Raw genomic sequence first — 12,569 nt, forward strand, 5'->3', positions numbered from 1 at the left:
CGGCCGGCCCTCGCCCCGTCCAGCCGTCCGCCCGTCGGACCTGGTGGCCCGCCGATCCCGCGGCCGACCGCAGGTCCCCGCCCCTTCCGTCCGCCCCCCGGACGGATTCCCGTCGTCCTCGCTTCCCTCATTTCTTCCTCTGCGGAAATAAACAAGGAGCCTCTCATGTCCACTGCCACCCGCACCGACCTCACCGTGACCAAGATCGGCGGCCGCATAGGCGCCGAGATCGGTGGGGTCCGGCTCGGCGGCGAGCTCGAAGCCGAGGTCGTCGCCGGGATCCGGGCCGCGCTACTCGCCCACAAGGTCGTCTTCTTCCGCGGTCAGGGCCACCTCGACGAGGACGGGCACGAGGCCTTCGCGCAGCTGCTCGGCGCGCCCGTCGCGCACCCCACCGTGCCCTCCGCCGACGGGCGTTACGCGCTCGGCATCGACTCCCACCACGGAGCCCGCGCCAACCAGTGGCACACGGACGTCACCTTCGTCCCCGCCTACCCCGCCTTCTCCATCCTCCGCGCCGTCACCATCCCGCCGTACGGGGGCAACACCCTGTGGGCCAACACGGCCACCGCCTACGCCGGCCTGCCCGAGCCGCTGCGCGTTCTCGCCGACAGCCTGCGCGCCGTGCACTCCAACGAGTACGACTACGCGGCCCTGAAGCCCGAAGCGCTTCCCGAGGCGCTCGCCCAGTACCGCGAGGTGTTCACCTCGACCAAGTTCCTCACCGAGCACCCGGTGGTCCGGGTCCACCCCGAGACCGGCGAACGCACCCTGCTGCTCGGCAACTTCGTCCAGCGGATCAACGGGCTCACCGGCCGCGACTCGCGCCTCCTCCAGGACCTCTTCCAGGCCCACATCGAGCTCCCCGAGAACACCGTCCGCTGGCAGTGGCAGGCCGGTGACGTCGCGATCTGGGACAACCGCGCCACCCAGCACTACGGCGTCGACGACTCCGACGACCACGAGCGCACCCTGCGCCGCGTGACGGTCGACGGCGACGTCCCGGTCGGGCCCGACGGGGTTGCGTCCCGGCTGATCAGCCCGGAGGCCGTGCCGGACCCCGCCTTCGGCATCGCCTCCGGAGCCTCCACCACCGAGGTCTGAGCCGACAGACGAAGGCAGACGCAGACAGACACCGAAACGACCCGTCCCGCCCCGCCCCGCCCCGTTCCGCCCGCCCCGCCCCGTCAGCCAAGGAGCGCTCCGTGCCCAAGCTGCTCGCCCTCACCGGCAGTCCGTCCGTCCACTCCCGTACCGACGTGGTCGCCGACCACGTGCTGCGCCGCCTGAACCACGCCGGGTTCGAGACCGCGCAGCTCGCCGTCCGGGAGCTTCCCGCCGCCGATCTGCTCGCCGCACGCCGCGGCGAGCCGGAGATCCGCCGGGCCCTCGAAGCCGTCGCCGAAGCCGACGGGATCGTCATCGCGACGCCCGTCTACAAGGCCTCGTACACCGGTCTTCTCAAGGCCTTCCTCGATCTGCTCCCGCAGGACGGGCTGGCCGGGAAGACGGTCTTCCCGCTGGCCACCGGCGGCAGCCTCGCCCACGTCCTGACCATCGACTACGCCCTGCGCCCGGTCCTCGCCGCGCTCGGCGCCCGGCACGTCACCGCCGGCCGCTTCGTCCTGGACTCCTCCGTCGAGCGCGGGGCCGGCCCTGACCGGCTGCGCCCGGAGGCGGAGCTGGACCTGTACCAGGCCGTCGACGAGTTCGCCGACGCCCTGCGCGCGGCTCAGGCCGCCGCGCTCGCCACCGCGCGCTGATCTCCGTACGGAAACCGGCGCACCCGCCCCTCCCTCCCTGACCGCCCGACCCGGATCGACAAGGAATCGCGATGTCCGCAGCTTTCACCACCACCCGTACCTCCCGACGCCAGTTCCTCACCCTGCTCGGCATCTCGGCGGCCGCGGTGAGCTGCGGGACGGCGACCGCCAGTGGCGGCTCCGGCGGCAAGCAGATCACCTCCCTGAAGTACCAGGGCGCCGTCGGCGCGGTCACGCTCCCCGAGCTCGCCGCCGACCTCGGCTACCTCGGCGACGTGACCCTGGACTGGGTCGGCAACACCATCAGCGGCCCGCAGGACATCCAGTCCGCCGCCACCGGGCAGACCCACTTCGGCAGTGCTTTCAACGGCGCGGTCATCAAGCTCGCCTCCACCAAGGCCCCGATCAAGGCCGTCATCTCCTCCTACGGTTCCGACCAGTACTCCTACGGCGGCTACTACGTACTGGAGGACAGCCCGATCCGCTCCGCCCGCGACCTGATCGGCAAGAAGGTCGGCATGAACACCCTGGGCGCCCACTACCAGGCCCTGCTCGACATCTACCTGAGCCGGGGCGGCCTCTCCAAGGAGGACGCGGCCAAGGTCGAGCCCCTCGTGGTTCCGCCCGTCAACACCGAACAGTCGCTGCGGCAGAAGCAGATCGAGGTCGGGGTCCTCACCGGAGTCCTGCGCGACAAGGCCCTCGCGGCCGGCGGCATCCGCCCGCTGTTCACCGACGTGGAACTGCTCGGCCCGTTCAGCGCCGGGACCTACATCATGACCGAGCGCCTCATCAAGCAGAACCCGGACACCGTACGGACGTTCGTGACCGGGGTGGCCAAGGCCATCGACTGGTCCCGCGCCACCCCGCGCGAGGAGGTCATCGCGCGGATGACGGAGATCGTCAAGAAGCGCGGCCGCAACGAGGACACGGCGACGCTGCAGTTCTGGCGCTCCTACGGAGTCGCCGAGAAGGGCGGCCGGATCGAGGACAAGGAGTTCCAGCTCTGGCTCGACTGGCTCGGCGACCGGGGCGAGATCAAGAAGGGCCAGCTCAAGGCGGCCGACCTCTACACCAACGAGTTCAACGGACAAGGGAAGGGCTGACCGGCCGCCATGGCGAAGATCGTGTTCGACTCCGTGACGAAGACCTTCCCGACGAAGGACAAGAAGACCGAGTTCACCGCCCTCGACGGGATCGACCTGGAGATCGGGTCCGGGGAGTTCGTGGTCGTCGTGGGCCCCAGCGGCTGCGGCAAGTCCACCCTCCTGGACCTGCTCGGCGGCCTGACCCCGCCCACCTCCGGGCGGATCCTGCTCGACGGCAAGTCGGTCACCGGGCCGGGGCTCGACCGGGGCATCGTCTTCCAGCAGTACGCGCTGCTGCCGTGGCGCACCGCGCTGGGCAACATCGAGTTCGGCCTGGAGGCCACCGGCGTCCCGCGCCGCCAACGAGCGTCGAGGGCCCGCGAGTTCCTGGATCTCGTCGGTCTCACCGGGTTCGAGGACCGGCACCCGCACGAACTGTCCGGCGGCATGCGCCAGCGGGTCGCCATCGCGCGCTCGCTCGCCTACGACCCGGACGTACTGCTGATGGACGAGCCGTTCGCCGCGCTCGACGCGCAGACCCGCGAGTCCCTCCAGGACGAACTGCGCCGGATCTGGCAGAGCACCGGCAAGACGATCGTGTTCATCACGCACGGCATCGAAGAGGCCGTGTACCTCGGGCAGCGGGTGGCCGTCATCACCTCCCGCCCCGGCCGGGTCAAGCAGGTCGTCCCGGTGTCGTTCGGCGACCGGGCCACCGGGGCCACCGGTGAAGACCTGCGCTCCAGCCCGGAGTTCGCCCGCTACCGCCACGAGATCTGGACCCTGCTCCACGACGAGGTGGCCCGCGCCCAGCAACTGGAGAAGGAGGAGGTCGCCGTATGAGCACCACGGTGGAAGCGGCGGTGGAGGTAGAGGAGACAAGGGCGAAGGCGGAGGCCGAGGCCGAGGCCGAGGCCGTACGGGACCTCGCGCCCCCGGAGGTACGGACCCCCGCGCGGCCCCCCGTACGCCCGCCGGCCGCGGCCCTGGCGCGGCGCGTCCTGCGGGGGCTGCGGGCGGTCGCGCTGCGCTCCGCGGCGATCCTGGCCCTGCTGGCCCTGTGGGAGACGGCGCCGCGGCTGGGGCTGGTCGACGCGACGTTCCTGCCGCCGGTGAGCGAGGTGGCCAAGGCCTGGTGGGAGCTGCTGGGCAGCGGGCAGCTCGCCGAGCACAGCAAGGCCAGCCTGGCCCGCTCCTTCGGCGGATTCGGCATCGCGGTCGCCGTCGCGGTCCCGCTCGGGCTGCTGATCGGCTGGTACCGGCCGGTGGCGGCGCTGCTCGGGCCGCTGCTGGAGGTGTTCCGCAACACGGCGGCGCTCGCGCTGCTCCCGGTGTTCGTCCTGCTGCTGGGCATCGGGGAGACCTCGAAGGTCTCGATCGTCGTGTACGCCTGCGTCTGGCCGATCCTGCTGAACACCATCAGCGCCGTGGGCAACGCCGATCCGACGCTGGTGAAACTGGCCCGCTCCATGGACCTGTCCACGCCGAAGCTGTTCCAGAAGGTGATCCTGCCGGCGTCGGTGCCGGTCATCTTCACCGGCATCCGGCTGGCGGGGGCCGTCTCCATCCTGGTCCTGGTCGCGGCCGAGATGATCGGCGCGAAGGCGGGCCTCGGCTACCTGATCAACGCCTCGCAGTTCAACTTCGCGATCCCGCAGATGTACGCGGGCATCGTCACGATCTCCGCGATCGGCCTGGCCTTCAACCAGATCCTCGTCACGATCGAACGCCGACTGAGCACGTGGCGCGTCCCGTCCTGAGGCCCTGATCCACCGCCCGGCGGCCCCTGCGGCCGTCCGGCCCGCCACGACCACCCCTGCGGCCGTCCGGCCCGCCACGACCACCCCTGCGGGCGCCGCGCGCCCGGATCCCAACCGAGGACACGACATGACCGCACCCCGGACCCTCCACCTCAACGCCTTCCTCATGAACGCCGGGCACCACGACGCCGCCTGGCGCCACCCGGCCAGCAGCCCCGAGCGGATCACCGATCTGCGCTACTTCCAGGAACTGGCCCGCACCGCCGAGCGCGGACGGCTCGACTCGATCTTCTTCGCCGACGGGGTCGCCCTCTGGGGCAAGGCCCGCTACAACGCCGTCGGCGGCTTCGAGCCGCTCACCCTGCTCTCCGCGATCGCCGCCGTGACCGAGCACGTCGGGCTCATCGCCACCGTCTCCACCACCTTCAACGAGCCCTTCAACACCGCCCGGAAGTTCGCCTCCCTGGACCACATCAGCGGCGGCCGCGCCGGCTGGAACATCGTCACCTCCGGCAGCGTCGACGAGGCCCGCAACTTCAACCGGGACGAGCACCTGGAGCACAACCTCCGCTACGACCGCGCTCGCGAGTTCCTCGACGTGGCCACCAAACTCTGGGACAGCTGGGAGGACGACGCGATCGTTCTCGACAAGGAGAACGGCATCTACGCCGACACCGACAAGCTCCACCCCGCCGCGCACCGCGGCGATTACTTCGGGGTCGCCGGACCGCTCAACGTGCCCCGCTCCCCGCAGGGCCACCCGCTGCTCGTGCAGGCCGGATCCTCCGAGGACGGCAAGGAGTTCGCCGCCCAGTACGCGGAGGCCGTCTTCACCGCCCAGCAGACCCTCGCCGACGGGCAGACCTTCTACAAGGACCTCAAGTCCCGCCTCGCCAAGTACGGCCGCTCCGAGGACGAGCTGCTCGTCCTGCCCGGCATCGCCCCCGTCATCGGTTCCACCGAGGCCGAGGCCAGGGCCCTGGAGCAGGAGCTCACCGAGCTCCAGATCCCCGAGTACGGCCTCGCCCAGCTCTCCAACATGCTGGGCGTGGACCTCAGCGGGCTGCCGCTGGACGGCGGGCTGCCCGAGCTGCCCGAGGAGCGGGACATCAACGGCAACAAGAGCCGCTTCACGCTCGTCGCCGAGCTCGCCCGCCGCGAGGGCCTCACCCTGCGCGAGCTGATCGCCCGCCTGGGCGCGGGCCGCGGCCACCGCGTCTTCGCGGGGACGCCCGAGCAGATCGCCGACCAGCTGGAGGAGTGGTTCACCCAGGGGGCCGCCGACGGCTTCAACATCATGGCTCCCGTACTCCCCACCGGGCTGACCGACTTCGTGGACCAGGTCGTGCCGATCCTCCAGCGCCGCGGGCTCTTCCGCACCGAGTACACCGGCCGCACCCTGCGCGAGAACTACGGGCTGGCCCGCCCCGCCAACCGCTACGCGTCAGCCGGAGCGGCTCCCGGGACCGGAGCGTGAGCGAGCACGTCGCCGATGTGCTCGTCGTCGGCGGGGGCCCCGCCGCCGCCTGGGCCGCCCTCAAGGCGGCCGGGGCCGGGCTTCACCGGAGGCGGCAGCCACAACGCCGCCTGGGCGATGTCCTCCGGCAGCTGGGCGGGGGCCGGCGCGGCCCGGTACGCCCGCTCCCTCGGCTCGGGCCGGGCCGGGTCACCGGGGCCGGCGGGGCGGGCCTGCGGCCCACCGGGGGCGCCGGGTCCGCGGCCGGGCCCGGAGAGGCACGGGAACTCGTACGCCTCGTCCAGGAGCAAGTGCTGCCGTACGACAAGAACCACCTGCGGCGCGGCTCCGTGCTCACCGGCTCGCTCGGCGCCCTCGACGAGGTCTGGGCGCAGCTGCGCTCCCTCCGCGGGGAGGACGCCGGGCTCGTCAAGGTCCGCCAGGCGGCGGCCATGACGGCGCACGCCCGCTGGATGTACGCCTCCGCGCTGGCCCGCACCGAGAGCCGCGGAATGGCCCGCCGGCTCGACCACCCGGGGCAGGACCCGGCACAGCACCACCGGATCGTGACCGGCGGGCTCGACCGGGTGTGGACGCGGCCGGCGGAGCTGGTCGCATGATCGAACTGGTCTCGGCCGAGCGGTGCATCGCCCCCTCGGCCTCCGGCCTGGGGGGACCCCCGGCGACAAGTGCGTGGAGGTGTGCCCGACCGACGTCTTCGAGCGGGAACCGGAGGGGATCCCGCTGCTCGCCCGGCAGGAGGACTGCCAGACCTGCTTCCTGTGCGAGGCCAACTGCCCGGTGGACGCGCTGTTCGTGTCCCCGCTGACCCGTCCGGTCCCGGAGGACCCGGCCCGGTCAGACGGTCAGGACGATCTTGCCGCGGGTGCGGCCCGTGGCGCTCAGTTCCCAGGCCCTCGCCGCTTCGGCGAGCGGCAGCGCGTGCGCGACGTCGACCGTGAGCCGGCCCTCGTCCGCGAGCTCGGCGAGGTAGGTCAGGTCGGCGGTGTCCGGGCGGACCCACAGCTGGTGCGCGCCCTGGGCGGCCGCGGTGTAGTCGGCGATGGACACCACCCGGTGCCGCTCCTTGACCAGGGACTGGAGCGCCGGGACGACGGCGTCGCCGAAGAAGTCCAGGGCGGCGTCCACCCCTTCGGGCGCCAGCTCGCGGACCCGGTCGGCGAAGCCCTCGCCGTACAGGACCGGTTCAGCGCCCAGGGAGCGCAGGTAGTCGTGGTTGTGCGCGCCGGCCGTGCCGATGACGCGCAGGCCGAGCGCGACGGCGATCTGCACGCCGAGGGAACCGGTGCCGCCGGCGGCGGAGTGGATGAGCACGGTCTCGCCGGCCTTGAGCCCCACGCGGGTCAGCGACTGGTAGGCGGTGAGCCCGGCCAGCGGGACGCCGGCGGCCTGCTCGAAGGTCAGCTCGCGCGGCTTGCGGGCGAGGGTGCGGACGGGCGCGGAGACCAGCTCGGCGTAAGTGCCCAGCTCCACCCACTCCTTGCGGACGTAGCCGTACACCTCGTCGCCGACGGCGTAGTCGAAGGTGTCCTCGCCGACCGCCTCGACGACGCCCGCGACGTCCCAGCCGGGTATGACCGGGTAGCGGACCTCGAGGATCGCGTCGAGGTATCCGGCGGCGAGCTTCCAGTCCACCGGATTCACCCCGGCGGCCCTGACGCGGACGAGGACCTCGCCCGGACCGACCTTGGGCTCCGGAACCTCGGTGAGGGCGAGGACGTCAGGCGTTCCGTATGCGGTGTATGTGATTGCCTTCATGATCTTCCCAACGGGCCGCCGGGGGAGCGTTGTTCCGGGGTTCGGTGCTCCTTCCCCGGAATGGCCGGTTCTCGGCGGAGGCCGCGGGCGGGGACGCTCAGGCAGGAACACTCAGGCGGGCAGGGTGTTGCGGTGCGAGCTGCGCCGGGCCGCGCTGAACAGGGCCTGGATCTGCGCCCCGGACTGCTCCACGTCGTCGAGCGGGGAGGGGAAGGGGATCCGCACGTCGCGGTGGCCGCGCCGTTCCTCCAGCCGCAGGGTGATGCCGTACCGGTCCATCGCGAGCGGCAGCGCGCGCAGGACGGCGGACCCGGCCGCCGGGTCCGCGGCCGGCTGCGGCCGGACCAGGCGCAGCAGGAGGGTGACCAGTTCGGCGTGGTCGTCGAGGAGGTGGGTGAGCATCCCGGCCTCGTAGAACGCGAGCGGGTCGGGGCGGGCCGCGTCGAGTTCGTCGAGCCCGACGTACGAGCGGGCGCCGTCGGGGGTCTCGAGGACGGCCCGGCCGAACTCCACACAGGTGGAGTCGGAGCCCCCGTCGGCCCCGTCGCCCCCGTCGGTGTAAGGGGTGAGCAGGCGGCCGACGAGGGTGACCCGGGCGCGCACGCGATCCCGTACGGGGGTGGGCGCGATGTCCGTGAACTCCATCCGGATCGCGGGGCGGTGCTCGGCGCAGCCGCCCGGCTCGGCGGGGTGCAGGTGCAGCCGGCCGAGGGGGTCGGTGCCGTCGAGGTGGCGGATCTCCGTGCGCCGGCCGTCGGTGACGACGGTCATGGAGTGGGCGGCGGCCAGGACGGACCGGACCCGCTCGGCGTCGGTGGGCAGCGGCAGGGGCAGGTGCATGTGGATCTCCGTCGTCCCGAGTGGCGAGATGGCGCGTACTTAGGTATGCCTAACCTAACCTACTCGACGGGTGGGGGGTAGACGGGGGCGGTCGGCGGGGTGACTCAGCTGCCTCGTGTCGGTGTTGGGCTGAACGGGTGAAACGCGAGAGGATGGGGGGATGCACATGAAGCGCAAGGCCGAGGCGGCCTGGTGAGCAGGTACGACGTCACCGACGAACAGTGGGAGGGGCTCGCGCAGGTGGTCCCCCTGCGGAGTCGCAACGAGTGGCCCTCCCGGGTGGATCACCGCACGATCCCCACGGTTCCGGGGGCGTCCGCGGCGGAGCAGCGGCGCTTCGTGGTGATCCGGGTCCAGGTCTTCGCGGACGCGCGGGAGGTGGCGGAGTACCTGATCGCGCAGATCCCGGTGCTGCTGGACCTCACGGGCGCGGACGGCGAAGTGGCCAAGCGGATCCTGGACTTCAGCAGCGGCGTGGTCTTCGGGCTGGGCAGCGGCATGCACCGGGTCGACCGGAACGTCTTCCTGCTGGCGCCCGTCGGGACCGAGGTGGAGGGGATCGCGGCCGCGGCCGTCCCCCGATCGTAGGAAGGTCCCGAGGGCGGAACGGTTCGCCGGACCCACGGGGGGTCCGGCGGGCCGTACCGTCCCGCGCATGACCTCGCGCCTCGCCGTTCCCGCGGCCCCTCCCACGGTGCCCGCAGCCACCCCCGCGGCCCCCGCCGCACCCCCGGCCGCCCGGACCGCGCCCGCGGCCTCTGCGGCTTCCGCCGTGGCGGTGGCGGCCGTGCCCGCCGCGTCTGCGGCTACGGCTGTGCCCGCGGCCGTGCGGGCCGCACCTGCCGCTTCTGCGGCTTCCGCCGTACCCGCGGCCGTGCGGGCCGCGCCCGCCGCTTCCGCCGTACCCGCGACCGTGCAGGCCGCACCTGCCACTCCTGCGGCTTCTGCTGTGCCTGCGGCCGTGGCGGCCGCGCCCACCGCCTCTGCGGCTTCTGCCGTGGTTGCTGGTCCGGGGTTAGCCGTGGGCCGGGATCCGGCTCCTGCCGCAGCTCCGGACTCGGCCTCGGCGCCTGCGCCGGCCCAAGTTCCGGCCCCGGTCCCCCTCCCGGGGCGGGTTCCCGCTCAAGCTCTGGCCCCGGGTCAGGCTCAGGCCCCGACCCCGACCCCGACCCTGGCCCTGGCCGAGGCCCCGGTTCCGGCTCAGGGGTTGGCCCCCGTTCCTGCCGCAGCTCCGGTCTCGGCCTCGGCGCCTGCGCCGGCCCAAGTTCCGGCCCCGGCCCAAGTCCCGGCCCCGGGTCAGACCCCGGCCCTGGGGCGGGTTCCCGCTCAAGCCCCGGCCCCGGGCCAGGCTCCGGCCCCGGCCGCGGGTCAGGTTCCGCCCGCCGCAGGCGCCACGCATTTGCGGCCGGCCGTCACCGAGTTGCGGCTCTCCGCCTACGGGGCGCACCGCGGGGCCCGGTTCGCCCTCGGTCCCGTCACCCTCTTCGCCGGGCCGAGCGGGAGCGGCAAGTCCCAGGTGCTGGAGGCCTACGGAGCGCTGGCCGCCCTGGGCGCCGGGGCCACCCTCGACGAGGTGTTCCCCGACCCGCGGGCGCGGATCCCCGACCGGGCGGTGCCCGACGCCGAGCGGCGCCGGGGGTTCCGGATCGGCTGTACGGTGGACGGCCCCGCCGGGCCGGTCCGGCTCGACCTCGCCGTCCAGGCGGAGCCCGCGCTGCGGATCGTCGGCGAACGGCTCTCGGCGGGCGGACAGGTCCTCCTCGCCACCGCGCTGCGCGACCCCGGGCGACGGTCCGTCCAGGCGGCCTGGCTGACCGGCGGAGCCACCGGGGTCACCCGGGCCCCGCTGCCCGACGACCGGCTCGGGACCGCGCTGCTCCCGCTGCGCGTGGCCGGGGCCACGGAGGGGCAGCGGCAGGTGCTGGCCGCCGCCGAGCAAGTGGTGGTCGCACTGCGCTCGGTGTTCCCCTGCGACCCCCGCCCGGAGCGGATGCGGGAGCCGGTCGTGCCGGGGGAGGGGCGGCTCCTGGGCGACTGCGCCAACCTGGCCGACGTGCTGCGCCGGACCCGCCTGGAGTGCGGCACCCGGTACGGGCTGCTGACCGGGGCCGCCCGTACCGGCTGCGCGGGGTGGGTGGCCGGGCTGGACGTACGGGCCCCCGAGGGCGGCCCGGTCACCGGCCTGCTGGACCGCGGGCCGGGCAGGCCCGCCACCGAGCTGGCCCGGCTGGGCGCGGGCGAGCTGCGCTTCCTGGCCCTCGCGCTGGTGCTGTTGACGGGGCCGGGGGTCCTGGACGTGGATCCGGCGGCCGAACTGCCGTCCGCACGCCAGGTGCTGACGGTGCTCGCGGACGGCTTCGACCGGGACCTGGACGGCCGGCAGACCGCCGAACTGCTGCGGTTGGCCGTACTGGCCTGCGGGCGCGGGCAGGTCAGGCTGGCGGCCTCGGCGGGCGAGGCCTGCGCGACGGCCGCCCGGGGGGTCGCGGGGATCTCGGTGGTAGACCTGGGTGCATGACTGAAGAGCGTGGAGTGACCGAGGACGACAGGGGAGCCGACGAGCGGATCGACCGGCTCCAGCGGCGGCTCGCCGAGTTCGCGGCGGCGCGCGGGTGGGAGCCCTTCCACACGCCCAAGAACCTGGCGGTGGCGCTGAGCGTCGAGGCGGCCGAACTGGTGGAAATCTTCCAGTGGCTGACGCCGGAACAGTCCGCCGCGGTCATGGAGGAGCCGGACACCGCACACAGAGTGGCCGATGAGGTGGCCGACGTGCTCGCCTACCTGCTGCAGTTCTGTGAGGTCCTCGGGGTCGATGTGCTGGATGCGCTCGCCGCGAAGATCGAGCGGAACGAGCTGAGGTTCCCCGTCCCGGGCGCTCCGGGGGCAGATCGTCACTCTTCGGAGTGATGGCGATATCCACAACCATCTTCGGTGTCCACAATTTCCGAATACCCCTGGCTTTACCGGCCCGTTGCCCTCACTCTGGGTAGTGGAGAGAACGGCAAGATGTCGTGCGGACGGGGGACGGCATATGGACGCGGTACGGCTCATCGCAGCCGGCCGGCACGCGCTGGCGCAGAGCGGGGCTGCATGGGACATCGTGGGCGAGGCCTGGCAGGCGCAGGCCCTCGCGCAGGGGATAGGGAGCTGGCTGGCGGTCACCGGACCGCCGGAGCTGAGATCGGAGGCACGGGGGCTGGGTGAAGCGGGGGGAAGAGGCTGCGGGGTACTCGACCGGGCGGCCCTGCGCGGAGAGGGCTATGCGCCCGATCTCCCGCCGCGCGCGGCGCAGTTGACCGAGGTGACGGACGCCCGGCAGGCGTTGCTCGGGCTCCAGGCGCTGCTCGGCGAGGTGGGCATAGCGCTGGTCGGAGTGGCCTGCGGGACGGACGACGAGGGTCTGTACTGGCAGTGCATAGAGTCGATAGACGCGGCCGACGAGTCGAGCGACCGGGTCCGGGCGATCCTGCGGCGGATGGCCGTGCGCGAGCGGGGATCCGCCTCCGGCGTGGCCTGAGCCGGGGTGTTTCGGTGGGGTCCCGCCGCGCGCGACGGGACCCGGGCGGTCAGGAGGGCCGGCAGGACGGGCGGTCTTCGCTCTCCGGGGTACGGCGCCCCTGGGACAGCGCAGCGCCGGGGCTGCGGTCGGTCGAGGACTGGAGGTCGGCGTCGAGCTGCGAGAGGTCGGCGTTCAGCGCTGCCATCAGCTCTTCCATCTGCTGCAGCAGGCCCTTCGGCGCGCCACCCTGTGCGGGTACCGCGGGCTCCTGGCGTGCGTGGTCGTGCGCTGCCTGCCCGGTCTCACAGTCCTGACGGGATTGCCGGTGGGTCTCCGGCGCGGACTCCTGGGACATGGCGGCCTCCTCGGCCCTGGCCCTTCCGG

Annotated in this window: 14 protein-coding genes; 11 read left to right on the forward strand and 3 right to left on the reverse strand. The window is 73.2% G+C overall.

Going from position 1 to position 12,569, the window contains the following annotated elements:
• The first annotated feature begins 165 nt into the window (after nt 1-165).
• The 7 genes from OG247_RS32730 to OG247_RS32760 all read left to right on the forward strand — a co-directional run bounded on the left by OG247_RS32730 (nt 166) and on the right by OG247_RS32760 (nt 6,687).
• The gene (locus OG247_RS32730; protein ID WP_327255567.1) at nt 166-1,104 is read left to right on the forward strand and encodes a TauD/TfdA dioxygenase family protein; all 939 of its coding nucleotides are present in this window, start codon (nt 166-168) and stop codon (nt 1,102-1,104) included.
• A gap of 101 nt (nt 1,105-1,205) precedes the next feature.
• Nucleotides 1,206-1,763, forward strand: a complete 558-nt coding sequence (ssuE, locus tag OG247_RS32735; RefSeq protein WP_327255568.1) for an NADPH-dependent FMN reductase — start codon at nt 1,206-1,208, stop codon at nt 1,761-1,763.
• A gap of 71 nt (nt 1,764-1,834) precedes the next feature.
• Entirely contained in the window at nt 1,835-2,869 is a 1,035-nt protein-coding gene (locus OG247_RS32740) for an ABC transporter substrate-binding protein (protein ID WP_327255569.1), read from the forward strand.
• Nucleotides 2,870-2,878: 9 nt separating this feature from the next.
• Entirely contained in the window at nt 2,879-3,694 is an 816-nt protein-coding gene (locus OG247_RS32745) for an ABC transporter ATP-binding protein (protein WP_327255570.1), read from the forward strand.
• Nucleotides 3,691-4,611, forward strand: coding sequence for an ABC transporter permease (locus tag OG247_RS32750; protein WP_327255571.1), 921 nt, complete (start codon nt 3,691-3,693; stop codon nt 4,609-4,611). The genes OG247_RS32745 and OG247_RS32750 overlap by 4 nt, the downstream gene beginning before the upstream one ends.
• Nucleotides 4,612-4,738: 127 nt before the next feature.
• Nucleotides 4,739-6,088 carry an LLM class flavin-dependent oxidoreductase gene (locus OG247_RS32755; protein WP_327255572.1) on the forward strand — a complete coding sequence of 450 codons (1,350 nt, stop codon included), beginning with the start codon at nt 4,739-4,741 and terminating at the stop codon, nt 6,086-6,088.
• On the forward strand, nt 6,085-6,687 hold the full coding sequence (locus tag OG247_RS32760; protein ID WP_327255573.1) for a hypothetical protein: 603 nt from the start codon (nt 6,085-6,087) through the stop codon (nt 6,685-6,687). The genes OG247_RS32755 and OG247_RS32760 overlap by 4 nt, the downstream gene beginning before the upstream one ends.
• A 238-nt stretch (nt 6,688-6,925) precedes the next feature.
• Here the strand turns inward: OG247_RS32760 and OG247_RS32765 are convergent, their stop codons facing one another.
• Nucleotides 6,926-7,846 carry an NADP-dependent oxidoreductase gene (locus OG247_RS32765; protein ID WP_327255574.1) on the reverse strand — a complete coding sequence of 307 codons (921 nt, stop codon included), beginning with the start codon at nt 7,844-7,846 and terminating at the stop codon, nt 6,926-6,928.
• A gap of 111 nt (nt 7,847-7,957) precedes the next feature.
• Complete coding sequence (locus OG247_RS32770) at nt 7,958-8,686, reverse strand: DUF2470 domain-containing protein (RefSeq protein WP_327255575.1); 729 nt, start codon at nt 8,684-8,686, stop codon at nt 7,958-7,960.
• 192 nt (nt 8,687-8,878) lie between these two features.
• On the opposite strand from OG247_RS32770, the gene OG247_RS32775 reads away from it, so the two are divergent.
• The 4 genes from OG247_RS32775 to OG247_RS32790 all read left to right on the forward strand — a co-directional run bounded on the left by OG247_RS32775 (nt 8,879) and on the right by OG247_RS32790 (nt 12,203).
• Nucleotides 8,879-9,274 carry a cell division protein SepF gene (locus OG247_RS32775; protein WP_250742110.1) on the forward strand — a complete coding sequence of 132 codons (396 nt, stop codon included), beginning with the start codon at nt 8,879-8,881 and terminating at the stop codon, nt 9,272-9,274.
• An 811-nt stretch (nt 9,275-10,085) separates the two neighbouring features.
• Entirely contained in the window at nt 10,086-11,204 is a 1,119-nt protein-coding gene (locus OG247_RS32780; RefSeq protein WP_327255576.1) for an ATP-binding protein, read from the forward strand.
• The gene (locus OG247_RS32785; RefSeq protein WP_327255577.1) at nt 11,201-11,593 is read left to right on the forward strand and encodes a nucleotide pyrophosphohydrolase; all 393 of its coding nucleotides are present in this window, start codon (nt 11,201-11,203) and stop codon (nt 11,591-11,593) included. The genes OG247_RS32780 and OG247_RS32785 overlap by 4 nt, the downstream gene beginning before the upstream one ends.
• A 124-nt stretch (nt 11,594-11,717) precedes the next feature.
• A complete protein-coding gene (locus OG247_RS32790) occupies nt 11,718-12,203 on the forward strand; it encodes a DUF6099 family protein (protein ID WP_243331552.1) in 486 nt (161 codons plus the stop codon).
• Between the two features lie 49 nt (nt 12,204-12,252).
• Here the strand turns inward: OG247_RS32790 and OG247_RS32795 are convergent, their stop codons facing one another.
• The gene (locus tag OG247_RS32795; protein ID WP_327257832.1) at nt 12,253-12,540 is read right to left on the reverse strand and encodes a hypothetical protein; all 288 of its coding nucleotides are present in this window, start codon (nt 12,538-12,540) and stop codon (nt 12,253-12,255) included.
• Between the last annotated feature and the right edge of the window lie 29 nt (nt 12,541-12,569).

Source organism: Streptomyces sp. NBC_01244, from assembly GCF_035987325.1.
In the GTDB taxonomy this organism is placed as follows: Bacteria; Actinomycetota; Actinomycetes; order Streptomycetales; family Streptomycetaceae; genus Streptomyces.